General features: G+C 56.0%; 24 protein-coding genes and 2 tRNA genes. 9 read left to right on the forward strand and 17 right to left on the reverse strand.

The window, feature by feature from the left end; all coding sequences use genetic code 11:
* Positions 1-2: 2 nt before the first annotated feature.
* Entirely contained in the window at positions 3-1,181 is a 1,179-nt protein-coding gene (locus tag ACS1BR_RS06375; RefSeq protein ID WP_463561123.1) for a thiamine pyrophosphate-dependent enzyme, read from the reverse strand.
* A 419-nt stretch (positions 1,182-1,600) separates the two neighbouring features.
* Between ACS1BR_RS06375 and ACS1BR_RS06380 the strand changes: the two genes are divergently transcribed.
* The 4 genes from ACS1BR_RS06380 to ACS1BR_RS06395 all read left to right on the forward strand — a co-directional run bounded on the left by ACS1BR_RS06380 (position 1,601) and on the right by ACS1BR_RS06395 (position 5,362).
* Entirely contained in the window at positions 1,601-2,269 is a 669-nt protein-coding gene (locus tag ACS1BR_RS06380) for an MFS transporter (RefSeq protein WP_463561124.1), read from the forward strand.
* Between the two features lie 9 nt (positions 2,270-2,278).
* Positions 2,279-2,692 (forward strand): hypothetical protein, encoded by a 414-nt coding sequence (locus ACS1BR_RS06385; RefSeq protein ID WP_463561125.1) that lies wholly within the window; start codon positions 2,279-2,281, stop codon positions 2,690-2,692.
* A 65-nt stretch (positions 2,693-2,757) separates the two neighbouring features.
* Positions 2,758-4,209, forward strand: coding sequence for an adenylosuccinate lyase (gene purB / locus ACS1BR_RS06390; protein ID WP_463561126.1), 1,452 nt, complete (start codon positions 2,758-2,760; stop codon positions 4,207-4,209).
* Entirely contained in the window at positions 4,199-5,362 is a 1,164-nt protein-coding gene (locus ACS1BR_RS06395; RefSeq protein ID WP_463561127.1) for a chloride channel protein, read from the forward strand. The genes purB and ACS1BR_RS06395 overlap by 11 nt, the downstream gene beginning before the upstream one ends.
* A 65-nt stretch (positions 5,363-5,427) precedes the next feature.
* On the opposite strand, the gene ACS1BR_RS06400 is transcribed toward ACS1BR_RS06395, so the two are convergent.
* The 3 genes from ACS1BR_RS06400 to ACS1BR_RS06410 all read right to left on the reverse strand — a co-directional run bounded on the left by ACS1BR_RS06400 (position 5,428) and on the right by ACS1BR_RS06410 (position 7,811).
* Entirely contained in the window at positions 5,428-5,958 is a 531-nt protein-coding gene (locus ACS1BR_RS06400; RefSeq protein ID WP_463561128.1) for an HdeD family acid-resistance protein, read from the reverse strand.
* Between the two features lie 137 nt (positions 5,959-6,095).
* Positions 6,096-6,890 carry a di- and tripeptidase gene (locus ACS1BR_RS06405; RefSeq protein ID WP_463561129.1) on the reverse strand — a complete coding sequence of 265 codons (795 nt, stop codon included), beginning with the start codon at positions 6,888-6,890 and terminating at the stop codon, positions 6,096-6,098.
* A 114-nt stretch (positions 6,891-7,004) separates the two neighbouring features.
* On the reverse strand, positions 7,005-7,811 hold the full coding sequence (locus ACS1BR_RS06410) for a spermidine synthase (RefSeq protein WP_463561130.1): 807 nt from the start codon (positions 7,809-7,811) through the stop codon (positions 7,005-7,007).
* Positions 7,812-7,999: 188 nt separating this feature from the next.
* On the opposite strand from ACS1BR_RS06410, the gene ACS1BR_RS06415 reads away from it, so the two are divergent.
* Positions 8,000-9,076 (forward strand): ThiF family adenylyltransferase, encoded by a 1,077-nt coding sequence (locus ACS1BR_RS06415; protein WP_463561131.1) that lies wholly within the window; start codon positions 8,000-8,002, stop codon positions 9,074-9,076.
* On the forward strand, positions 9,057-10,274 hold the full coding sequence (locus tag ACS1BR_RS06420; RefSeq protein ID WP_463561132.1) for an MFS transporter: 1,218 nt from the start codon (positions 9,057-9,059) through the stop codon (positions 10,272-10,274). The genes ACS1BR_RS06415 and ACS1BR_RS06420 overlap by 20 nt, the downstream gene beginning before the upstream one ends.
* A gap of 40 nt (positions 10,275-10,314) precedes the next feature.
* On the opposite strand, the gene ACS1BR_RS06425 is transcribed toward ACS1BR_RS06420, so the two are convergent.
* From ACS1BR_RS06425 to ACS1BR_RS06440, 4 genes are all read right to left on the reverse strand, one after another.
* Positions 10,315-11,232 carry a cation diffusion facilitator family transporter gene (locus tag ACS1BR_RS06425; protein WP_463561133.1) on the reverse strand — a complete coding sequence of 306 codons (918 nt, stop codon included), beginning with the start codon at positions 11,230-11,232 and terminating at the stop codon, positions 10,315-10,317.
* Positions 11,233-11,240: 8 nt separating this feature from the next.
* On the reverse strand, positions 11,241-11,564 hold the full coding sequence (locus ACS1BR_RS06430; RefSeq protein ID WP_463561134.1) for an acylphosphatase: 324 nt from the start codon (positions 11,562-11,564) through the stop codon (positions 11,241-11,243).
* Between the two features lie 43 nt (positions 11,565-11,607).
* Positions 11,608-12,282, reverse strand: coding sequence for an SDR family oxidoreductase (locus tag ACS1BR_RS06435; protein ID WP_463561135.1), 675 nt, complete (start codon positions 12,280-12,282; stop codon positions 11,608-11,610).
* Positions 12,283-12,394: 112 nt separating this feature from the next.
* The gene (locus ACS1BR_RS06440; protein ID WP_463561136.1) at positions 12,395-13,108 is read right to left on the reverse strand and encodes a DsbA family protein; all 714 of its coding nucleotides are present in this window, start codon (positions 13,106-13,108) and stop codon (positions 12,395-12,397) included.
* 232 nt (positions 13,109-13,340) lie between these two features.
* Here ACS1BR_RS06440 and ACS1BR_RS06445 point away from each other — a divergent pair.
* Both ACS1BR_RS06445 and ACS1BR_RS06450 read left to right on the forward strand, forming a co-directional pair.
* Positions 13,341-13,412: transfer RNA gene (locus tag ACS1BR_RS06445), tRNA-Thr, on the forward strand.
* Positions 13,413-13,414: 2 nt separating this feature from the next.
* Entirely contained in the window at positions 13,415-13,645 is a 231-nt protein-coding gene (locus tag ACS1BR_RS06450) for a hypothetical protein (protein ID WP_463561137.1), read from the forward strand.
* Between the two features lie 67 nt (positions 13,646-13,712).
* On the opposite strand, the gene ACS1BR_RS06455 is transcribed toward ACS1BR_RS06450, so the two are convergent.
* The 5 genes from ACS1BR_RS06455 to ACS1BR_RS06475 form a co-directional block, all read right to left on the reverse strand.
* Positions 13,713-14,246, reverse strand: coding sequence for a SixA phosphatase family protein (locus ACS1BR_RS06455; RefSeq protein ID WP_463561138.1), 534 nt, complete (start codon positions 14,244-14,246; stop codon positions 13,713-13,715).
* Positions 14,247-14,270: 24 nt separating this feature from the next.
* On the reverse strand, positions 14,271-15,044 hold the full coding sequence (locus tag ACS1BR_RS06460) for a winged helix-turn-helix domain-containing protein (protein ID WP_463561139.1): 774 nt from the start codon (positions 15,042-15,044) through the stop codon (positions 14,271-14,273).
* 473 nt (positions 15,045-15,517) lie between these two features.
* Positions 15,518-16,156 carry a uracil phosphoribosyltransferase gene (gene upp, locus ACS1BR_RS06465; RefSeq protein WP_463561140.1) on the reverse strand — a complete coding sequence of 213 codons (639 nt, stop codon included), beginning with the start codon at positions 16,154-16,156 and terminating at the stop codon, positions 15,518-15,520.
* 50 nt (positions 16,157-16,206) lie between these two features.
* Positions 16,207-17,424 carry an MFS transporter gene (locus ACS1BR_RS06470; protein ID WP_463561141.1) on the reverse strand — a complete coding sequence of 406 codons (1,218 nt, stop codon included), beginning with the start codon at positions 17,422-17,424 and terminating at the stop codon, positions 16,207-16,209.
* Positions 17,425-17,914: 490 nt separating this feature from the next.
* Positions 17,915-18,556: a tyrosine-type recombinase/integrase gene (locus ACS1BR_RS06475; RefSeq protein WP_463561142.1), complete on the reverse strand. Its 642-nt coding sequence runs from the start codon at positions 18,554-18,556 to the stop codon at positions 17,915-17,917.
* A gap of 471 nt (positions 18,557-19,027) precedes the next feature.
* Here ACS1BR_RS06475 and ACS1BR_RS06480 point away from each other — a divergent pair, with 471 nt between their 5' ends.
* A complete protein-coding gene (locus ACS1BR_RS06480) occupies positions 19,028-19,423 on the forward strand; it encodes a type II toxin-antitoxin system death-on-curing family toxin (RefSeq protein WP_463561143.1) in 396 nt (131 codons plus the stop codon).
* A gap of 279 nt (positions 19,424-19,702) precedes the next feature.
* Here the strand turns inward: ACS1BR_RS06480 and ACS1BR_RS06485 are convergent.
* The 4 genes from ACS1BR_RS06485 to ACS1BR_RS06500 all read right to left on the reverse strand — a co-directional run bounded on the left by ACS1BR_RS06485 (position 19,703) and on the right by ACS1BR_RS06500 (position 23,953).
* Positions 19,703-19,793 (reverse strand) — tRNA-Ser (locus tag ACS1BR_RS06485).
* 42 nt (positions 19,794-19,835) lie between these two features.
* Positions 19,836-20,501, reverse strand: a complete 666-nt coding sequence (locus ACS1BR_RS06490) for a TetR/AcrR family transcriptional regulator (protein WP_463561144.1) — start codon at positions 20,499-20,501, stop codon at positions 19,836-19,838.
* Positions 20,502-20,504: 3 nt separating this feature from the next.
* Positions 20,505-23,192: a YhgE/Pip domain-containing protein gene (locus tag ACS1BR_RS06495; RefSeq protein WP_463561145.1), complete on the reverse strand. Its 2,688-nt coding sequence runs from the start codon at positions 23,190-23,192 to the stop codon at positions 20,505-20,507.
* A complete protein-coding gene (locus tag ACS1BR_RS06500) occupies positions 23,189-23,953 on the reverse strand; it encodes a P-loop NTPase family protein (RefSeq protein WP_463561146.1) in 765 nt (254 codons plus the stop codon). The genes ACS1BR_RS06495 and ACS1BR_RS06500 overlap by 4 nt, the downstream gene beginning before the upstream one ends.
* Positions 23,954-24,033: the final 80 nt, after the last annotated feature.

The following is a 24,033-nucleotide window of genomic DNA, read 5'->3' on the forward strand; positions in this document are numbered from 1 at the left end:
GATTACTCTCCTTCCTCAAAACCGTCGAGGTAGTCCCGGTAGAAGGCACGGTCGGCCTCTGTCTGGGCGTGCGGTTGGGCGTAGGCGTTGCCCAGGTAGAAGTCCAGGGGGCGGGCCTGCGAGGTCAGAACGCTCTCCCGTACTTCGCGGGCAATGTCGTCGGCCTCGTGCGCCACCTCGGTAAAAAATGTTTCGGTGGCGGCCCCGATCTCCCGCAGGTGTTTTTCCAGGCGGATCATGGGATCTTTTGCCGCGTAGGATGCTAGCTCCTCGTCGGTGCGGTACTTGGTGGGGTCGTCGGCGGTGGTGTGCGCACCCAGCCGATAGGTTTCCGCTTCGATCATAACTGGCCCGTTTCCGGCACGGATTTTTTCCATGGCGTAGCGGGTGACCGCGGCGACCGCAAGCACGTCGTTGCCGTCTACCCGGATCCCCTCGAACCCGTATCCGGCGGCCCGGGTGGCCAGGGGCACCCGGGACTGTGTGCTGAAGGGGACCGAGATGGCCCACCCGTTGTTTTGCACAAAGAAGAGCACCGGGGCCCTGTAGCTGGCGGCAAACACCATGGATTCGTGCACGTCGCCTTCGGTGGATGAGCCGTCACCAAAGTAGACCGCGACCGATGGGCTGACCGTGTCCCCGGCGGGGTCGGTTGCCTGCCCCTGCCCGGTTTGGGCCACCCCTGTCTCTTCTTCTAGGTCTCGGTCAAGGGTGAGCCCCATCGCGTAGCCCACCGCCTGGGGGACCTGGGCGGCAAGCACCAGCGTGTAGGGGTGGAAGTTGTGTTTCTTGGGGTCCCAGCCCAGGGTGTCATGGCCGCGAAAAACCTGCACCAGTTCGCGAAAGTCTATTCCGCGGGCAAAAGCCAGCGCGTGTTCGCGGTAGCTGGGGAAAATATAGTCGTTGGCCGCGTAGGCAAACGCCGAGCCCACCTGGGCGGCTTCCTGCCCACGGGAGGGAACCCATAGCGCCATCTGGCCCTGACGTTGGAGCGCTGTTGCCTCGTCGTCAAATCGGCGGGTGATCAGCATCTGGCGGTAGAATTCTTTGAGCTGTGTGCCGTCGATGTCGGTAGTGTAGGCACTGTATTTTTTGTGGGTTCTCATGTGCCCCTGCTCGTCCAGTAGCTGGATGCGTGGCGGGATTCCAAAGGGATCCTTCCCGTGCTGCTCGGTGCCCATCTGCCCTCCGTACGGTGGTGTGTCGGTTTCTTTTAAGACTATGCCCGTTTCTTGTGAAACCGCCGCGAAACCCCGGTGCAACTCGTCACCATCGCGGACCCGTCGAGACCGGCCGTCTCAGATTCACATACCGGCAAGCGGTTCCACCTCTCACCACCGCAGAAACTAACAGCCCTACATAGGTCAAGGGAATAGGCGCGACTCTAAGGGACAATTCCCCAACAATAGATATGGAACACGGTGTTTAATGTATACTCGACTCTATCTAGAGGGGTGAGCAGAATGGTCGGATACACTCGCGCAATCGAGCTTCCCGCGCTGAAGCTCCGCGAGGAAACCCGCCCAGAACTGCTTCATTCCAATAGGTTAAGCACGGTTGATTTACCATTCGGAAAAGCGTGTCATACACGGTATACACAATGGATAAATTGAAATTTTTACTAAAAGCAAACATAGTTTTTGACGCTTTCGGTACATCAATATTTGGCCTCGGCATCGGATACTACACCAATCAATATCTAGGGTCGAAACCTTCCGACATCTTACTCAGCATGGGTGCTGCCGTATTTGTAGGCACTTCTCTGAGCTATTTTTCGTCAGTGTTATGCGATATTCTCGGCAGCAAAAAATCTTTGATCCTGGTTCAAACATTTCAGTTAGCTACCTGTTCAATAATACTGTTCACCCCGAATCCACAGGTGTCCATCATCTTCATATTCTTTTATTTTGTTCTGGGTAGAACGCTGTCCCCCATCCGAGGAACACTGCCACCCGCCTACTTCCCCAAAGACGATCTACTCGCATTCAAAGCATCGGTGAGATCTGGCACCCTCGTGGCGGTAGCCCTCGCCTCAGCCACAGCGTGGCTTATAGTCCTCCTGTGGGAAGGTAAGTGGCACGGATTCTCGATTCTGTTTATTATCATTGACCTCATCACCTTCCTGGGATGCCTGATCGCAACCGTGCTCCTACCCAAGCCCGCACGCAGCGAATCCCCCAAAAAACCCTTCTCTCTTATCAACCTCGGCAGGTCAAAGAACTTAACCTGGCTAATATTTTTGGCGGGATTTTCAGCAGCGGGGATCTGAGGAGCATCTGTGCCTTTCCTTCTTCCGGCTCTTGGACACTACGGCTCCACCGTCCTCGTCTGCGATTTCTTAGCTGGGATAGCCATCGCAAAATTATCCGAATATGTGATTAATAAATATAAAAAATATTTCACCATTGCACATATTAATATTAATCTGACCACCGCACTGATCCTATCGCTTTTGAGTACCTTCACCATCTTTGCAGCCGCTACCATCGGTGACATTAATTTAAAATTCGCCCTAACTATAATATCCATATTTATCAGCGAAATATCTCTCACCATTCTCTCCATCAACCTGTGGAATGCCCAGTACGAATACGGCCCTGACAATAGGAGGGGTGCCGTGGTGGGCTTCTACTCGATGAGCTCCTCTTACGGCTCTGCGCTATCGCCCCTGATAGCGGCAAAAATCCTTTAAAACCGCCCCCATCATCCGGCAAGAACCTGGACTGTGCGGGCCGGCAGTCATGCAAAAATAGAAGCATGTCCCATCATGAACAACGCACTGTCCTGCCCAACGGCCGCCACCCACTTGCCACCGCGGGCCTCGCGCTGAGCCCCCTCGACGGCCGCTACAGGGCAACCGCCGCTCCCCTGCTCGACTACCTCTCCGAAGCCGCCCTCAACCGCGACCGCCTCCACGTAGAAATCGAATGGTTTATCTACCTCTGCGACAACGGGGTACTGGCCGGGCTGCAACCGCTCACCGAGAATCAGAAAAAAGACCTGCGCGCACTTGTCACCGACTTTAACGAAGAATCTGTGGCGGAACTGGCCGAAATTGAAGCTGTCACCGTGCACGATGTCAAGGCAATCGAATACTATATAGGCCGCCGCCTCGACCCACTCGGCTTAGGCCACCTGAAACCGCTGGTGCACTTTGGCTGCACTTCAGAGGACATCAACAACCTTGCCTACGCCCTGGGCATTCGAGACGCCGTGCGGTCGGTCTGGCTGCCCACAGCTCGCGCCCTGGTCACCCAGATAAGCGAGATGGCCGAGAACACCCGGTCCCTTTCCATGCTCTCTCGGACCCACGGACAACCGGCAACCCCCACTACCCTCGGTAAAGAACTGGCCGTATTTGCCTACCGGCTGGACAGGCAGCTAAACCGCGTGGAAACCTCCGATTTCCTGGGCAAGATCAACGGTGCCACCGGTACCTTTTCCGCCCACCTGGCTGCCGCCCCGGATGCCGACTGGCTGAGAATCTCCCAAGATTTTGTGACCGGGCTGGGGCTGAGGTGGAACCCCCTCACCACCCAGATTGAAAACCACGACTGGCAAGCGGAGCTCTACTCCAGCATCGTCCATTTCAACCGGGTGCTTCACAACCTCTGTACCGACATCTGGAACTATATTTCTATCGGGTTCTTCCGCCAAATCCCGGTGGCGGGGGCCACCGGGTCATCAACCATGCCGCACAAGGTGAACCCCATCCGCTTTGAGAATGCCGAGGCAAACCTTGAAATCTCCAGCTCCCTCTTCAGCACCCTGGCGGAGACCCTGGTGCAGTCCCGCTGGCAGCGAGACCTCACCGACTCCTCGACTCAGCGCAATATCGGTGTGGCCTTTGGTCACAGCCTGTTGGCTATCTCCAATGTTGCGCAGGGGCTGAGCAGGCTCGACACTGCCGAAGACGTGATTGCAGAAGATCTTGAAAACAACTGGGAGGTCTTAGCCGAGGCTATCCAGACAGTGATGAGAGCTGAGGCTATCGCCGGTGTGCCGGGTATGGAAGACCCCTACGAGCGGCTTAAAGAACTCACCCGTGGTCACAGGGTTGATTCTGCCCGGCTCAAAGAGTTTGTTGCCGGCTTGGGGCTCTCCCCCCAAGCCGAAGAACGTCTTAGCCGGCTCACCCCGGCAACCTACACGGGTCTTGCTCCCCGGCTTGTCGACTTTGCCCGGCAAAGAGATCACCGTGAGTCCTAGAATCCTTTTTATCGCGCTCGGCTACGGGGGACTAGCCGGTGTCATCTCCGCCTTCACCCTGCTTTTAATGCTGGGGTTACAGCACAGTATTTGGGCCCTGGGCGATAGCTGGCTGTTCACCTTCACCGCCGTCACGGTTGGTGGTGTCCTTCTGGCTGCCCTCCAGCGTAAAGACGGTGTTGACGGGCTCAACGAGGCAATCGCGCAGGCGGCCAATCCCGCCCTTTTACGGGCCAGAAAGGTTGCGGTTCTTGCCCTGTCAGCAATTATTGCCGTGGCCTTTGGTGCCTCCATCGGCCCCGAGGCCGGGCTGGTGGCTGTGGTTGCTGAGCTGTCTATTCTTGTCGGGGGAAAAATTGCTCAGACCGAGCAGGAGCTCAAAGCCGTGGGTGCCTCCGGCAACGCCGCAGCCCTGGCCGGGGTTTACGGTTCGCCACCGGCAGCCGCCTCTTTTGAGGATAACACTCTCTCACCGGCAAAACTACCCTCTGTTATTGCGGCCATCAGCGGGCTCATATTATTCATGGTGACCCTCCACCTGGTGGGGGCAGAGCGCCACCTTCTGGAGCTTCCCTCAGCACCGCGCGGCGACGTAGGGAGCTGGTGGCAGGCCATTCCGGCGGCTCTTTTGGGGGCCGCTGCGGCTTTCTTTTTTATTTTTCTGCACCGTCGCGGTGGTGCGGTCATGGAGAAAATAGGAAAGCCCTGGCTGAGGACCCTTGCCGGCTCTCTGCTTCTGGCTATTCTTCTAGCAACTTTCCCGCTCTTGCGTTTTTCGGGTCATTCGCAGCTACCCGAAATTGTGGGTTTTGCCGAGGACTCTGCCTGGTGGCTTCTGCTGGGTCTGGCCCTCATGAAGGGGCTGGTGACCGCGCTCAGTCTGGTGGCTGGGTGGCCCGGCGGCGAATTTTTTCCGCTCGCCTTTGCCGGGGCCGCTGCCGGATCCCTCACGCTGGCCTTATTCCCCGGTGCTGACACCGGGACCGTGCTCACCGCCGGTATGGTTGCGGCAACCACCGTAGCCCTGCACAAGCCGATGGCGGTTATCCTCATCATGGTTTTTATGCTGCCCGGTACAGCCCTTGGGCCCCTACTTGTCTCCGCGCTGATTGCCATGCTCGGGATAAGGGCTCAACAGCGGTTTCAGAGGTAACACGAAAAAACAACAAGGGTCCGGGGTAGCCTAGCTATCCCCGGACCCCGCGAAGTATAAAAACGCTACCGCATATTTTTTTGTGCTGACCGCGCAGAGAATCCGGCAACGATAAAAGCGATACCCCAGGCGATGGCCAGGATACCGAGCCAGAACATGATACCGACCATGGCGTTACCGGGGTGGGCCATTACCACAATACCGGCAATAATCCACAGAAGACCGGCGAGAATCAACCATACTCTGGAACTACCCCCGGCCAGGCTAAAGGCCCCAATGATCTCGACGATACCGCGGATCACCAGCCAGAATCCCAGAACCCAGGTGAGAACCGCCATACCCGCCAGCGGCTGCACGATAACCACCAGGCCCGCTAGCAGGCCGATGATGCCCGAAACAATATGAAAGAAACGCTCTGCTCCGCGGGCACCGCGCGCGCGAGAAAAGCTTGCGATACCGTCTGCTAACGCGAAAATTCCCCACAGTACAGCGATCACGGCGAGGCTGATACCCGGCCAGATCAGTGCTATAAGGCCGAGCACAATTGCGAGTGCGCCGGCTACAAAAAGAGGCCGAGAGATATTTACCTGGGTCAAAGAGTCTCCAATGAGTGTAGTTATAGGTCGCTAGAGTCTATCAACCGCGTCAGTAGTTGAGATGGCGGCTCTATCTTTGCTTTTCCTCACAGGTAGCAAGAAATAGGGCGCCCAAGCCATCGGGCTGGGTAACGGTGCTAGGTATTTTTCTTTTCTTCTAGCTCTGCGGAGACTTCGGTGTCTGTTTCCCGAGGGTCGCGGAATTTGGGGGCTCTGGGGGTGAGCGAGAGCGACTCGGGGAAGGTGGCCGGTGCCTGCCCAAAAGCGCGGTGAGCTGACTCCACCACTTTCCTCCCCAGGGCGAGGTTGGCGCCACCACCAACCACGGCCCCCACACCAAAGGGTAGGGCCCGGCCCAGGAAAGCCCCCGACTGGCGGGCAAGAAAACGCTTAATGAACATATTGCGAATGGTGCGCTCGACGGAGAAGAATTTTCCCGAATCCTGCTTGCCCATCATCAGGCCCCACTTGTTAGAAATCCCCGCAGCCTTGCCTGTCTGGGACAGGAGACTGCCCATGAGTACAGCGCCGTCTTCACCCAGCATAATGCCCATTACCATGGTGCGAGCGGCCTCGGGGCTCTCCACGTGCACCCCGTAAATCTCGGCCATCGCCTGCGCGTAGATGGCGGTGAGCTCCAGGTACCCGCCCACGGCTAGGGCTGAAAGCCCCATGGAGGTTACGGTTCCAATACCGGGAACAAAGGCTGAGGCCCCAATAGCGCCACCGCCCACGGTCACATCGCGCAGATACTGTTTCTCCAGGCGCCGTATGATCTGCCCCGGTGTTTCCTCGGGATGTTTTTCCCGCAGCTTTTTGACCATGGAAAGCACCAGAGGCCGCTGCACACGAAGGACGGTATCAAGCGTTCTGGTGAGAGCGGGCTTAGGGTTACCGTCAGCGTCAAAGGCATTCTTCATAGAGTCAAACATACATATATGTAAGCATGTTTAGCTGAATTTTTCTGAACCTCTACGCCGACAGCTCAGCGGCAGCTCACCGCCGTGTCACCCCACGTTACCGCTACAGGGAGTTCTGGGGCTGCCTCAGTTTGCAGTTTTACCGCCTGTCAGTGACGCTAGAAAATCGCCCAGCTCGTAGGTATCGAGTACCGCAGCCGGGTGGGGGCCCGCGGCCAGTAGGTGTTTACGGGTTTGAGGGTCCAGGGTCCGTCCCGACCCCACCAGAATGAGGTTGCCGGCTCGTCGGCCGCTGAGCATGGGCTCCTCGGTGAGGCACCATACCCGATCAAAAACAGCTAGCATGATCTGCGCCTGGGCAGAGAAAAAACTGAGTCCGGGGTCGTCTCCCACGTTGACAGCCAGTAGCCCGGACGGGGACAGTAGGCCGTGTATTTCGCGGTAGAAACCCTCCTCGGTCAGGTGGGCAGATGCTCCCCGGCCCGAAAAAATATCGAGGATAACCGCGTCCACACCCGATGCTCCCAGTGCCGGGAGAAGAGCGGGTAGCGAGGCTCGCACGTCACCGACTACCGTCTGTAGCCGGGTTCCCTCCGGTAGCGGCAGCTCCTCCAGTACCAGGCTGAACAGCTCCCTCTCTATGTCCACTGCCACCTGACGCGAGCCGGGGCGACTTACCTGTATATACCGTGCCAGGGTGAGGGCACCCGCACCCAGGTGGGCGGCGGTGATCGGCTGTCCTGGCTGCCCCAGCAGGTCGACCAGGTTCCCTATTCTGCGCAGGTACTCGTAAAAAATATTCTCGGGGTGGGACCCGTGCACGTGTGACTGCTCGGCACCGCCAATATCGAGGATATGTCCGTCGTCACTCAAGCCATCGGGTGCAATCCGGGCGGTGAGGCCGGAGACAGAAAGTTGAACGGTGCGGGGCATGCTCCCACTTTACCAGCCATGACATGGCCCATATCGCGTCGCCAAAGAAGACTTAAGACATACCCTCAAATAAATAATTGACGCGCACATCACAGTTTGATACTTTTTAACCAGCAGGGAGATAGGCTCCCTACAGAGAGATAGGAGATACCATGCTTGGTCGCCCCATTAACTAACCCGAACTAAGCATGCCCCCAGGGCCTCCTGGGGGCATGCGGGAAAGGACTGAAAAAATGATAAATTACTTCACAGCAAAAACAGTGCGTGTTTTTAAGGACGGCGAGAAATACGTAATTGGACTTGGGCGTGGCCAATTTATTTCCAATAATCAAAATTGGAAAGTCTACAGTTACTTAATTAAAAAATTTAGGAGTGGGGTCACTGTCGAACAATTTAATACTATTTCCAAAGGACCTTACTCTACTCATCTGAATAAGCTTGTTGAAGCAAAAATAATAATACCCTACAGCACCGACTATGCAAACTTAGAAGTAAACAGAGAACTAAAAAATAGGTTACATCTAGACTTAATAACGAACAATTCTGAACAAGTCCTAAAAAAATTTCAAAACACAACTTTTATAGTTGCCGGCTGCGGAGGAATAGGAAACTTTCTCTCTTATGCCTTATCTTCATACCGAATCCGTAGAATTGTTTTAGTAGACTTTGATATAATCGAAGAATCAAACCTAAATAGGCAGCTGATGTTTTCGTCCAAGGACATCGGTCGATATAAAGTTGATGCATTAAAAGATCGTCTACTGGAAATAAATCCTCTACTAAATATAGATACCGAGTGTGTAGGCTTCGATTTAAGCAATATGGATAGAATTATAAGTAAATATCCTGGCGACAAATTCGTTGCTTTATCAGCTGACTCTTCGGATATAATTCCTACTGCTAGCAGAAAACTTCCCGAGCTAGGGATCCCATTTTTAAATATAGGATATTTAAATGATATATCCGTAATAGGCCCATTTTGGATAGGAAATAATTCAGCTTGCCCAATGTGCGGATCGAAACTCGGGGTTAATAATGAAATTGAAGAACTTCTAGACTCCAATGTTCCATATTCTGCACCTTCTTCATTTATCAACAACTCATTTTCCACGGCAATGGCTTTCAGTGATATTGTTTCCTATTTTTCTGGAGATTTAGAGAATATTCAATCGCTAAATGCTCGAATAGGTATTGACAATTTAGACTTTTCAAAATATTCAATTTCAATCAAGAAAGATACCAATTGTGAGTGGTGTGAGAGTTAAGCAGAAAATAGTACAGAAAAATAGGAAATGCTATATTTTCTCCAGCCTACTTTTAGCGGCATCTATTTCTCTTCCGCACGCAATCCTCACCCCTCTTCTACTAGCCAAAGGTATCTCCATAGCCCAGATAGCTCTCATTCAGATGTTTTATAGCATCTGTATTTTTGTTACCGAGTTCCCAAGCGGGGTACTAGCCGACCGCTACAGCAAGAAACTTCTCTTCATTATATCCAACCTTATATTGGCCTGCTTCTCTCTAATCGTTCTCACACAAGAAGGACTGGGCTGGCTCTCCCTAGCCTGGGTGCTCTACGGCCTATCTTCAGCCATTTCTAGTGGAACCCTTGAAAATGATATTATCAATGGACTTAAAGTGGCATACGCAGATGATGCCCAGATCCTAGATCGGGAAGTATCTAGCTTCACTCGGGTCACCAACAGACTGATCCTACTGGCCACCCTTCTAGCCAGTTTGGTAGGTTCTTTCCTCTACTTCAGAATAGATTCGAGGATTTACCTTATCTCTATTCTACTCATTTTATTTTCCACTGCCAATATAGCGGTATCTTATTCACCTCTTATTCTTGAAACCTCACCAACAGCAAACAAACTTTCAGATCATATACGGGGAAGCCTGAAAGAAATTATCCAGAACGCCAACCTTAAACGCTTTGCTCTCTTCATCTTTGTTTCTCAAATATTCTTTCAAGCTCACTTCCAGTTCTGGCAGGCTTTCGCCCTCGAAAAAGGAATAGCAGAGGAAAACTTCTACTTGCTCTACGTACTCTTCCAGGTCATTGGGATTCTTACCGGCTATGTCCCCGTTCATAAGCTCTCAGGGCGTCCCATCTTTAAACTGGCTGCGACCTCCCTGGTTCTCGCCCCTCCCCTACTCTGGGCAATGAGCACCTGGGAGGAGTATTTCTCCCTAATCCCCTACTCCATTTTTGTGGCTAAGTTCTGGGTCCTGATCTCCTACTGCAACTACTCACTGCGAAGGCAGGTTTCCATGAAAAATATCAGTAGCATTACCTCTTTGCTCTCCTCCATATCCCGTCTGGGTGCCGTTGCATCTCTGCTAGTTTTGGCCTATCTGATTTCTAATCTGGGAGTGCTTACCGCACTGCCCCTACTCTTCTTGACCGCATCCCTACTAGTCTTTCTGATTTCGCTCAGTGAAACCCGAACTCACCAGTAAGACTGTCGGAGAACCCAGCTCCCACTGAGGAGCAGGCAGTCTAGTGCAGGTGCGCGTAGTGTTCGCTTTCCCTCAAAGACTGCGGTTCGAGCTGGAAAGTAGAGTGTTTGATGCTGACCTCAAAATGGTCGCTCACACAGGTCTGTAGGTTTTTCAAAATTTTTACCGGGTGTCCGCCGGTAAAACAATCATCGCGAATCACCACGTGGGCGGTAAGCACCGGAAGGTCGGAGGAGATTTGTGAGGCGTGCAAATCGTGAACAGCCAGCACATGGGGCTGCGACTCGAGGTGCTCTCTCACCTTCTCCAGATCAAGCCCCGGCGGGGTCGACTCCATGAGCACATTGACCGTCTCACGCAGCAGTTTAACAGTGCGGGGAATAATGAGTACACCGATAAAGAGTGCCACCACCCCGTCTGCCTGCACCCAGCCGGTTACGGTGATAATAATTGCCGCAAGAATTACCGCAAGCGACCCCAGGGCGTCGTTGACCACCTCGAGGAAAGCCGCCCGCATATTGAAGTTGGTGCGGTTGCCGCCGGCCAGCACCGCAATCATCACAATATTTCCCGCCAAGCCAATTACACCGAAAACCAGAACCTCGGCACCGGCCACCTCTTCGGGGTAAAAGAAACGTTTAACGGCTTCATAAAGCACAAAAACACCGATACCCAGCAGAATAGCCGCCTGAAACATGGCGGCAATAACCTCAACCCGTTTAAAACCCCAGGTCCTTTTGAACGACGAGGGGCGGGCTGCAAGTTTGGCCGCAACCAGGGCCAGGCTGACACCCACCGCGTCGGTGGCCACGTGAACGGTGTCAAAGAGTAGGGCAAGCGACCCGGTGAGGAAGGCACCTACCAGCTGAACAATGCACAGGGCCCAGGCAATGGTGACCACGATAAGCAACCGGCTGCTATTCCCGGCGCCGTGGTGGCTGTGTGTATGATCTGCCATCGACAGGCCTAGTGGGTGCCGAAACTCTTATAGGTGCCGGTGGGCCGGGTTATATCGGCTTCCACAGCATCAACCTGACCGGCGGTGTCACCCGAGTTGAGAATCTCCAGCAGCTTATCGCACCCGGCCCTACTACCCTGGGCAAGTATTTCTACCGTGCCGTCGTCACAGTTTTTAGCGTAGCCGGTGAGGCCCAGGGGGCGTGCCTGGCCAAGAGTCCACCAGCGAAAACCAACCCCCTGCACCCGGCCGCGTACCACAGCTTTAAGCTGTGCTTCAGCCGGCGCAGGGGGTGTTTTCTGCGACCTGTCAAAAATACTCAGGAAACCCATGCTCTTATTCTGTCAGATCGGTCTCAGCCAGCACCAGGGGCGACTATTTAAAGTCTTTTTTCGCCGGTGCTGCGGCGATTCCAGATACGATATCCTCGCTACCGTTAGAGAAGGCGATAGCCTTACCGATGGTGGATTTATCGGCGATGGTGGCCACGATAACCTCTGCCACCAGTTGCCGCGAGGTCTCATTATTCTCCGGGAAGCTACCCACCTCAATACCGCCCGCAGCCTCCTGGGTGAGTGTGCCGGGCCCCAGAATGGTGTAGTCGAGATCGGAGTCGCGCAGGTAGGCGTCCGCTACCGCTTTGGCAGTTTCGTAGGCGTAGAAACCGTTCGACTCGGGCACGGTGTGCCCCGTACCGGAGCCAATGTAGGACACCATGATATAGCGCTTCACACCTGCATGCTGGGCGGCCTCAATGCTGCGGATGGCCGCGTCCTGATCGATTCCGTAGGTGCGGGATATATCGCCGCCACCGGCCCCTGCCGACCACACCACCGTGTCAGCCCCCGTTTCTTTGAGCAGGTTCTCGATCTCGGTGGTGCTGGCATTCTGAATATCGAGAACTACCGCCCGGGCACCGGTTGCCTCAATATCTGCAACCTGTTCCTGTTTGCGAATCACGGCGTACACGGTGTGCCCGGCCTCAACCAGCTTGGGTTCTGCCAGCAGGGCCACCTTACCGTGTCCACCGATCAAAAGAATAGTAGCCATGATCCTGTCTCTCCTCGATTAGTTTTCGTATATCTTGTGTGCCAACAACGATAACGGTGGGGCAGCGGGGTTTATTCCCTCACCCCACAGCGGCGGGTAGGGGATATTTTGCTCAGAGTCCGGCAGCACTTTTGAAGGCGTCCACCATATCGCTGAGGCTCGTTGACGAATCAACGCTCTCAAGGGGGCTTCCCTCAACCACAAAGGAGGGTGTTCCCCGCACCCCGGCATCTTCACCGGCTCGGTAGTCAGCCTGCACCGCCCCTATCGTGTCGTCGGAGCTGTAGTCGGCCCTAAAACGCTCCATGTCCAACCCCAAATCCTGGGCGTAGCGGGCAAAGTAGTCGTTGTATACGGCATCGGTGTCCGGGGCCTGGCTCCAGTTTTCCTGTTCGGCAAAGACCCTGTTGGACATGGCCAGGTGCTGCCCCTGATTTTCGGCGGCCTGCACCGCGCAGGAGGCCCACACCGCATACCTGTGCCGGGTCAGCGGAAAGTTTTTAACGGTCACGTTCATGGTCCCGGCCAGCTCTGCGGCGGCATCCTGGTAGGTGGGTTCCACCGTTTTGCAGTAGGGGCACTGGTAGTCGGTGTAGAGGGTCACCGTGGGTGCACCCTCGGTGAGCTGGTTGAGGTGGTAGCCGTCATTGTCACGAAGCCCCGTCTCGCTGGCGGCACCGCCGGCAAAGGACGGGCTTTCTGACGCCCCCTCGCTCTGGTTCGAGGAACTACCCGTCCCTGTTGAGGAGCAGGCCGCTAATCCAAGCGCCACCAGGGCTGCACCGCCGGCGAACAGGCTGCGACGGTCGACCGAGAAATGAGACATGAAAGTACCCCTTAATTTTCTATATTTTTCCGAGTGCGTGGACACCGGTATCAGCCCACCGGCAACCACACTGGGCAGTATCAATGCTTGCACACCCCACCAAAAATTATGGGCACACAGTGTTAGCTCTTGCCGCATCAGCGGTTTACCCGCCCACCGGTGAACTGGCTATACAGGCCGCGCTTCTGGTACAGTGGCATTCGTTCAAGCGTGAAAACCGCGCGCAGAACACGCCTCCATAGCTCAGGGGTAGAGCATTTCCCTCGTAAAGAAAAGGTCGTCAGTTCGAATCTGACTGGGGGCTCTATGGCACACAAGCGTCCGGCACAACCCCGCCCCTCTAGCGGGCGAATCTCCCCGAGGTTCCTCGCGATTTTTGCGCTGCTCCTCATTCCCTCGACCGCCGTATGGTTCTTTTACCGGTCTCTCTTCCAACCCGAGGCTTCCCTGGCCGGGGCTATTTTTCTGAGCCTGACCGTCGCCTGGTTTTGGGCCTACCTGCTCGCTTTCGACACCACCTCGTCCGACGGCGAGTAGGGGCTGCATCTACCATTGACCGCCTCACCTTCTTCATTGAGTAGGCGGGCTAGGTCGGCAGTTATCTTTACGCCGAGAAAGTCTTGAAGTTTTTCAGGTAGGCTTGGCCCCTTGCCAGCTCCCGCCAGCTTCCCTCAATATCAAAGACAGCCACCGAGGCCGGCGGAAACCCGTAGCTGATTTCCATACTCGCCGCATACTCCGAGTCGGGCCTCATAAGCTGCATGGCAAGATCCTGCACACCGGGCAAGTGAGCAACCAGCAGCAGCGAATCAACTGTCTCGGGGGCAGCGTTCACCGCGGCCATCAGGGCGGATTCCTGGGCATTATAGAGCCGCTCATCCAAAGAAGCGGTGGGGGCTTTCTCCCCCAGCATCTCACAGATCCGGGCAGTACTCTGCCGGGTACGTAACGCCGCAGAGGAAACGATCATCTGGGGCAGAAGGTCGTTCTCTACCAGCCACCGCCCCGCCTCCTGCGCCTGGGCGTGGCCGCGGCGGGTAAGCTGCCGATTAAAGTCGTCCATCCCCCAGTCAGCCTCAGCGTGACGCACAACGATCAGTGTTCTGGTGTCATGGCGTTTTTGCGTGTTTACAGACATGCGCCCAGTCTACCCAGTGCGACACTAGATGGTGTATTCCGGGGCAGCCCACACCACCACTTCGGGGTGCTCAAAAAATCGGTAGCCCTGGCCCCGTATGGTTCTCAGAGTGTTAGACAGCCTACCCAGCTTGGTGCGTAAACGACGAATATGCACATCGATAGTGCGCATATTGGGCACATCTTCAGCGCGCCGCCACAGTTTGCCCAGGAGCTCTTCGCGTTTAACGGTGCGCTCGCTGTTTTCAATGAGATAGTGGAGAAGTTCAAATTCCTTGTAGGTGAGGGTGAGTTTCTCCCCGTCCAGGTACACCTCGCGCCGGGCAAGGTCAACGAGCACTCCCGCGCTGTCGTTGGGGTTGACCGTGTTCATGCTCTGCGCATAGATTTCTTCGGGCTGGTGGTGTACCGCAGTGGGATCGCCCAGGGCGTTACGCACCACCTCCAGGTCGGTGCCCTCGGCACCCTCTGGCGCCAGGGCCACCGCCGCGTAAGAGTCACTTTCTGGCACGAGATTGTGCGCGTAGGCCCTGAGGTCCTGCACGATACGCACCAGGGACGTACCGTTAGCTGCTGCTGCCTCCTCTGAGAGTCCCACGTAGATAACAAATCCGCGGGCCTCACTTTCCTGCTGGGGCGCCCGCTGCTGGCTGAGCTCCGGCTGCATAGCGGTCATGGGGCGCAGGTTTGCCGGTTGCGGGGAAGAATTCAAGAACGGATTCTGCGACTGTTCTAGGGCCTGCTGGGCAGCGCCCCGTCCCCGCTGTGAGATGTGGACGTATCCGGGTGCGCCTGACATTCTTCTACCTGTCTTCCTGGGGTGGAATACGGAAACAGCTCACCGGCGGGATGCGCCGTCGGGCGAGATGGAGCCGTGTTTCTTTACGCCTTTAATCGTTACGTCAACGAGCCGATAAATCAAGTAATATTTGAATTTTTTGCAGGAGTCTTCCGCAAAAATAAGTTACCAATGGGTTTAGACAGGTTTCCTACCGTTCGTGTCAGTATGGATATTTATACCAAAACTATGCATTATATTCGCAGGAATCCGGTGTTTTCGGCGCCCATCTGAGTAAAATTACATAGAAAGTTTTAGAAAACTAAAAATTTACCGTTGTCAAGAGTTTCTTGTATTTTTTTGGTTTTTCATAGCCTGTGGACGGACCAAAACCATCAATATGTCATTGATCTGGTCAAAAAGCGGGTAGGGAAAACCCTACCCGCGCATGTGTAGTAAAGATACCGGTCGGGCACTCTAACCGGCGCCCGAGACTACTCGGCCAAGCCGTAGAGCCTATCACCGGCATCACCCAAACCCGGGACAATATAGGCTTTGTCGTTGAGCCGCTCGTCCCGAGCACAGAGAAAAAGATCAATGTTCTCAAATCCGTCAACACCTTTTTCCAGGGCACTTACGCCCTCGGGTGCGGCAATAATGCAGAGACAGCTAATGTGGTCAGCCCCCCGCTGGCGCAAAAATTTGATGGCCTCAATGAGGGTTCCGCCGGTAGCCAGCATGGGGTCAAGCAGGTAGACCTGGCGGCCGGTGAGGTCTTCGGGTAGGCGCTCGGCGTAGGTCACAATATCCAGGGTTTCCTCATTGCGGGCCATGCCCAAGAACCCAACTTCGGCGGTGGGGATAAGCCGCGTCATTCCCTCCAGCATACCCAGCCCGGCGCGCAGGATCGGCACGACCAGCGGGCGCGGCTTGGTCAGCACTTTCCCGGTGGTTTCGGCAACCGGGGTTTCAATTTTTCGTTCTTCGGTGCGAATGGTGCGGGTCGCCTCGTAGCTGAGTAGGCTCACCAGCTCCCCCACCAGGTCACGAAAGATAGGGGACGGAGTTTTTTTATCCCGCAGGACAGAGATTTTATGGTCGACCAGCGGGTGTTCAAGAACGGTAATACGCATACCCTTTACGCTACCACCCGACAGGGCCGCGAACGCTGGTTGCGGGAGGGCTAGTCTTGGGGCGCGTAGCCGAGGCTCCTCACCTCCTTACTGAGGGCCAATAGAGCGAAGGAGAGGAGAGAGAAAGCGGAGAAGACAGCCAGGGTGGGGCCAGCTCCATACCGGGAGTAGAGAATCCCTGAGAGCAGGGACCCGACAGGCATGAGAATCATTCCCGGGATACCCATAGCTGAACTAACGGATCCGATGAGTTCGGAGGGTGATGCCAGGTTTGTATATATCATTAGGGACGCGTTGAAGGCCGGCAGAAAAAGAAGCGAAGCAACAATTACTGCCATGGTGAGGTATAAATCCGGGTTAGAAAATATCATGAGGACGTTTCCTACGGCCATCATCCCTAAGGCTAGGGCCCCCAGGGTGCCAATCCTCAATCTTTTGAGAAAGAGGGGTAGGATAAAGCCGCCCAGAATAATACCCAAACCAAAAAATGCGTTGACCAGTCCCAGCTCAAATTCGTTTCTTCCCAGGCTGGAGTAGTGGTAAATCAGGGTCAGGGGTATACCTGTCACCGTGATATTTGCGATTCCTGCAACCAGGGCGAAGATCGTGAGCAGCCTATCGGTGAGTACTACCCGATAACCGTTTTTGAGGTTATCTATAAAACTATTTTCTTTCCGGGTGTCGGTCCCGCCTATTTTTTTCAAGAAGAGGGATACCAGGAAGGAGAGAAAGTTGAGGAGTCCCTGCACCAGTACCGCACCGAGCCCTGCTAGCGAGACCAGGAAGCCTCCCAGGGGAGGTGCGGCGGTGGCGGCAAAAGATTCCCGCACCTGAATGACCGTTGCAGCTTTACCCAGGTTTTCTTCTGCTGTTGCCCGCTTAATAACCTGCTGTTCTGCCGGATAGTCAAAGCTGGAACAAAACCCTACAGCACCTATCAGTGCTAGGGCAAGGTAGTGGTTGAGGTTCTGAGCCAGTGCGAGAAGGGCGAAAAGTGCCCAGAGTACCGCCAGAGTTATTGAGCAGATACGGAGGACGATTGTGGCACCAAACCTATCCACAATCGCGCCGGAAGATATCTGGGATATGATCCCTAAAGATGTATAGATAAAAACCGATGTACTGGCAAGCGTGTATGACCCGTAGAGGGCAATGAATATAATGGGGACGACCGTAAACGACATCGTTCCCGAGAATTCGTTCAGCCCAACCAACAGTGCCGTTTTTCTGAACTCGGTATTTTTTACAGAAAAATTTTTATCCGCCATGAGAGCACCCTTCTGGCACATCTATATAATAATTATGGTGATACATAAAAATATTTTGGTGAAAATTTTTCCTTCACCCCTGCACCAAACTACCGCCGACCAAGCTCTGTTCGCGGGAAACGCCAGCTTGAGCTGTCGCGCTCCCGAAGGTCGGGGGCTTAGGGATACTCAGGACCTGGCATAAGGACCATCTCCTTTCATGAGATAGATATTATACCCAGTTTGAGATTCAGACAATACCTCGATAAAAATTAACTAACATCATAGAATCTTTGTTAGTTCGGGACAACCGTGATTTGGGCCTGTAAGCCATGGCATCTCCCCGGCTAGAAAACACTCACTCTGCTCACCGTCATACACAGTGAACTATACAGATGCAGAAACTACACCTGCACCCTAAAACACCACCTAGTCAGACCCTCAAAAACCGCTCTGACTAGGAATAATAGTTACAAGGGTTTACACCAAATTCGCCCTTTTTCGTGCACATTTACATGGCCCCACCACTCGCCGCCGGGGCAGTAGCCGCCCTATAAGCCGCGTCCATAGCAGCCGACACCGTGCCTAGCTGAGACTCGAACAAGTCCGCATACACATCAAGGGTCTTAGCCGCCGACTCATGGCCCAACATTCTTTGAATCAAGTTCACCGGCGCACCCGGAGCCACCGCAAAAGACGCAGCAGAGTGCCATAAATCGTGCGAGGTAATGTGCTTCTCAATTCCAGCAGCGGCAACGGCCTTGATAAACCAACCTTTCTGAGACTGAGGGCGCTTCAACAGGCTGCCGTCCGGTTCGGTGAACACCGCAGCCGCCCCAATCTTGCCCCGGCACGCTGCCCGCAAATGCTCACTAATGAACGGCGGGAACGGCACCAACCGCGCCTTACCGTTCTTAGGGGCACCCTCGTGGACTTTGTGCGGGGTCAGCTCCACCAGGTTGCGAGAGATACGCAGCACCCCGGCCATGAAATCAACATCTTGCACCTGTGGCCCCGTGGCTTCACCCCACCGTATGCCGGTATAAGCCAGGGTATAAATAAATTCAGGGCGACCGGACGCGGCGGCGAGAGCACCAATCTGCTCATGGGTCAGGTAGACGTTAGAGCGCTTGGACTTTTTGGGGAGCTTCACACCCCGGGCAGGGTTTACCAATATGAAAGAGCAAGACCCCCGCCTGTGATTGTGCCGTTTCTGCTCTGCCCCGCGCCTTACTCTACGGGCCGGACGGTACTTGACCGGCGCAGGGGGCGGGGGTCTAAGGGGGAGGGGGCAAGAAATTGCACCCGGTGCAAAATCTACATCTGCAAGAATTGCACCCCCACAGCAGCTACCACAACCACCGGCCAGCACCAGCGCCACCACTCCCCCAACGGCAGGGCCTAAGACAATGGAGCACCACCAGCACCTAGCCACCACCCCGCCCTTAACGCTAAGCTTAACCCACACCAGCAGACCAACAGCGAAAGGAGTGCCCCAATGACCGCAACCGCTCACGAAACCACAGCCACCGCCCAGGACTTTCAAGACGCGCTAGAAACCGTCCTCGACCGCCTAGAGGGAGTAAACGCTATCCTGGCTACTCAGTAGCTCACCCACCCGCCTATGCGGTACGTAACCCTATCTGAAGCCCTAGCAGTACACGCCCGCCTAGCACCCGGCCAGCACCTCAAACCCGGTGGGGAGCACCTGTTAGAAAGCGCCCTAGCCCGCCCTGCCACCAGCTACGCAGGCCACGAACTTTACCCCGGCATCTTCAACAAGGCCGCAGCCCTCTTAGAAGCGCTGGTACAGAATCACCCTTTTACGGACGGCAACAAACGCACCGCCTACACCTGCACCGTCCTTTTCATGTATCTGAACGGCTGGGATACTCTCCCTCTAGAGGTGCTTGAAGATAACGAGCAAGCACAGTTTGTTGTTCAGGTAGCAGAACACTCACTGACCTTTGAGCAGATAGCCCAGCAGCTCAAACAGTGGGCAATACCCCACAGCTCATAGCCCTAGCCCAGCCAGTGCCATGACCGGAACACAATTCCGCTCCGCCTACCCCTGTTAATCTGGGAACCATGAGCACCACCAGCCAGCAGTAGACCCTCACACCAGCACAGGCCCTGGCTCTGACCGACACCGAACTAACCCACCTCGCACAGGCGCTGACCGGCTACACCACCAGTGCCTACCCCGCACACAGCGCCGCAGCCGCCCGCGCCGCCTTATTTTTGGCACGAAAAAACCCGCCCCCTCTAGCTCTTACTAGGGGAAACGGGGTTTTTCTTATGGCGGTGACGGAGGGATTTGAACCCTCGGTACGGGGTTACCGTACACAACATTTCGAGTGTTGCACCTTCGGCCGCTCGGACACGTCACCAACTGTGGTTACTTTACCCGTTCCACCCCGGACTGCACAAATCTACCGCGCTATATAGGAGTCGATAATCAGCATCACCGCTCTGGTGGAATCTTCAGCAGAACGCGGCACCCCGTGCACCTCACGGTCCATCGACAGCATAAAGGTGGCACCAAAAACCGCAATAGCCATAGCCCTCGGGTCCTGGGCGGTATCAACCGTGTAGTGCTCCGGCACCGCACGAATCAGCTGCTCAATATCCCTCATCAGCCCGCGGCGAATATCCATAAGTGTCTGAGACCAGAACTCCCGCCCCTTCCACACCTCGGATATCCAGAGGCGGGCAAAACCAGGGTGCTCCTCCAAATACTCAAAAGCTGCCCTGACACCGGCGCGCACCGCCTCCCGCGGGTCACTCTTGGCGGCCCCCGACCGGATCCGGTCACCGAGCAGTTTAGCGCCGTACTGGAGCAGCTGCTCCACCATTGTCTTTTTTGACCCAAAATTATAGTAGACCGTGCCCTTAGAGACGCCGGCGCGCAGGGCCACCTCCTCGACCGTGGTGGCAGAAGGCCCCTTCTCGCTCATAATCTCCAGGGCAGCCTGAAAAAGTTTCATCTGGGTGCGGTTGGTCCGCCCCGGTCGGCGGCTACCGGCATCGACCACCGGGACGGGGTAATCATAGTCCCCCGCCCCGGCCCCCTGACCGGTGGTGTGTGAATTACTCATGTGCTAGACCGTGATCTCCGGGTTCAGTTTTTTGAGGTTCCAGGTGCGGCCTTTGACCGTGCCCAGATACGCAAGGAAAAGACCGCATACGCCCCACAGCAGTAGCACCGTTATATCGGTCGCCAAACTGGCAAGATCAATACCGTAGGCGAGCCTGCGCACACCCGACAGGGCATAACCCATAGGAAGCAGATGGTGCAGCCACTGGATAGAGGCGGGTAGGGTCTCATAGGGCATCATACCGCCGGAAGTCACCAGTTGCACGATCAGCACCACCAACGCCAGGAGTTTACCCGGGGCATCGAGCAGAGCCACGAACCCGTAAATAATTGCGGTATACACCACCGACACCAGGATAAGGAAGAGCAGCACAAGCCACGGGTGGGCGAAGCTGAACCCCAGCCCCCAACGCACCACGGCATACAGCAAGACCGCCTGCACAGCACCCACCACCACAAAGGGCCCCCAGCTGCCCAGCATCACGCGCAGGGTGGACGCACCGCTTGCCAGGGCCCTCTTATTGGCGGGCCTCATGGTCTGCACCAGCATAAGCGCACCGATCCACAGTGCCAGTACCATGAAGAAGGGACCCATACCCTCACCATAGTTACTGCCGGACGCCAGAGACGTCTCCCCCAGGGTCACCGGATTAGACATCACATCTGCCACCCGGTTCTGATCTGATTCACTCAGCGACGGAATCTGTTTCACACCGTCGGAGAGACCCTCGGACAGATTACCCGCGCCCTCCTCAAGACTCGACGCCCCGGACTGCACCTGCCCGGCACCCGAGTCGAGCTCACTGGCACCCGACTGTAGCTCGCCGGCACCGTTATCGACACCGGCCATACCGCTGCTCAGGTCCTGTTGCCCTTCAAGTGCCCTCTGCTCGCCCTCGGCTAGGCTATGAGCCGCAGAGTTCAGGCTATCCGCCCCGGTTGAGAGCTGACCGGTACCGTCGGCAAGAGAGTCCGCACCGGTCGAGAGGCTATCCGCCCCGGTTGAGAGCTGGCCGGAACCGGAGGCCAGGGTGGCCGCCCCGGTAGCCAGCGACCCGGCGCCCGCCTCAAGAGACTGAGCACCGGAGTTGACACTGGCCGTCCCCTCAGAGAGGTCCTTCATGTTGTCCTCTAAGGTCTGGGCCCCTTCAGCCAGCGACGATGCCCCCGTATTCACGGTCTCTGCACCGGTCGATAGCGACTGCGCGCCGCTGTCGATCTCGCTGACAGCCCCGGTGAGGTTGGTGATGTCCGTGGCAATAGTTGAGGTGCCGTCGGTTGCGCAAGAACTCCCCAGCGCGCTGAGCTGGCCGCCCATACTGTCAAGAGCCTGCCGGTTTACGCTGGTCAGTGATTCTTTGGTGCTCTCACTGGTCAGTCGGGCAACGACCCCATCGGCCTGCTCCTGCGTTAGCGTACCGGCCTCAACGAGGGGTGACAGCTCGGTTTTTACTGTCTGGGCCAGCTGCGAGGTCACACTGTCGGTCAGATCCGAGGCGGTACCAGAAGAGTTCTCGGCTGCCGAAAGATCGGCACACACCCCGTTGAGTGAGGACGCCAGATCTCCCAGACCGGATTCGCTCAGTGCGGTGCTCAGGGCGGCGGTACCCTCTGCCAGCGAATCCGCACCCTCGGAGAGGCTCTGGGTTCCGGTGGACAGCTCATCGGCACCCGACGAAAGATTTTGCACACCGGTATAGAGCTCGCCGGCACCGTCCGCCATACTCTGTGTGCCGGAGGCCAGCGTTTTACTGCCCGTGTGCAGGGTCTGTGCACCGTTGGACAGGTCACCGGCCCCCACCGATGCAGACTCCACACCGGTTTTGAGGCTCTGCGCGCCGGCGGCAATCTGCCTGGCCCCGTTATCGGCGCTGGCAGCGCCTTCTGCCAGCGTACCGGTCCCGCCGGCAAGTTCACCGGACCCTTCCGCCAACTGCTGCTGGCCGGCAACCAACCGATCCGACCCATCTTTAAGCTGACCCGTGCCGTCCTTGAGAGTTACGGTTCCCTCAGCCAGGGTGGCCGTGCCGTCTTTCACCTGACCGATAGCCTCAGCAAGCTGCACGCTACCGCTGGCAAGCTCTCCAGCGCCGTCCGCCGCCTCCTGAACACTGGAATGAATAGTGGTGAAACTAGCCAGCAGAGTGTTAGCGGTCTGATCCCCCACCTGCCGAGCAACCGTATCGCGAATAGAGGTTCCTGCCCTGGTCACGATACTGGTCAGAATATAGTTATTGGCATCGTTGGTGATGACCTCGATACCGGCTGACCGCGGGTCAATCTCCCCCACCGTACCGTCAGCATCCGGCGCAAAAGATCCCGCCGACTGTAGATTCTCCGAAAAATCTTGGGGGATCACCAGGGCAAAATCATAGTCGCCGCGGCTCACAGCCTCTACCGCCTCACCGCGGTCCGCCACAGCATGCCAGTCAAAGTCGGCCGACTCTTCAAGGTTTTCTTTGACCTGTTGGCCGGTGTTCACCCGGTTGCCGGCAGAGTCCACCGCACCGGAATCCTGCATGACCAGGGCGCCCTTCACCTCGTCGACACTGGAGTAGGGATCCCAGTTAGCGTATAGATATATTCCACCGTAGAGAAGCGGAATACAGGCCATTGCCGCAAGCACAAGCTTGGGGAGGACACCTGCGGTCATGCGCCTGAGTTCTGCAAGGGTCACTCGTACGATACTCACTGTATGCTCTCTTTCTGAAAGTCGCTTCCCGGCTCTGCTGTGTCTGCCGTATCGGTGGATGGTCGGTCAAGTTCTTCTGCCCACACCGTGGCAGACTCGTCAAGCGAGTCGGTGGGGAATCTATCGTGGGCGCTGCCAACCACCGCCCGCTTTCCCTCCCACTGGCTGGATATGTGAGAGACCACGGCCACTACAGCCCTGGGGTGGTCGGGGTCTTCTGCGAGCGCCAGCAGGTGGGGCAGCCACATGGCGGTGTGATTGAGGTGGCGGCTGGGGGTGTCAAAAACAAGCAGGTCGGCGTTTGTGTAGCTAGCCGCCAGTGCGCTCATCAGCCGAATGTTTTGTTCACCGCTCACCTGTTCGTTCCACAGGTTGTCGAGATCGTGCAGGCCGTTTTCGGCCAGCCATCTGCCGCTGTGGGGTCGGGAAAAAGGGGGAAGGTTATAGCTGAGCATCTCTGACACGTAGTCGCGTACCCTCATGTGGTTTTCGGGTTCGTTGATGTCGGGGGAGTCGATGAGTTCGGAGTGCTGCCGCAGCTTCTTCATGGGCAGGGAGCGGCGCACTCGCTGGCCGGTGCTGTAGGCTATGGTGCCTCCCGACGGCTTCATGCGGCCGGTCAGGGTGAGGCAGAGGGCTGTTCTTTCCAGCTGACTGTCGGCTTGGATAATGATGACCTCACCGCGGTCGAGTTCAAAACTGGTGGGGCCAAAGAGGGCGTTGTGGCGTCCTTTGGCCCAGATATGGCGAACGACCAGCATGATTGAATCCTTCGATAGTGCGCGCTTGGGTGAACAGATACAATACTAACTTGAACCGACCGGTCAGTTAGCCTGGATTT

This window comes from Rothia sp. 18CD1-1, assembly GCF_055285355.1.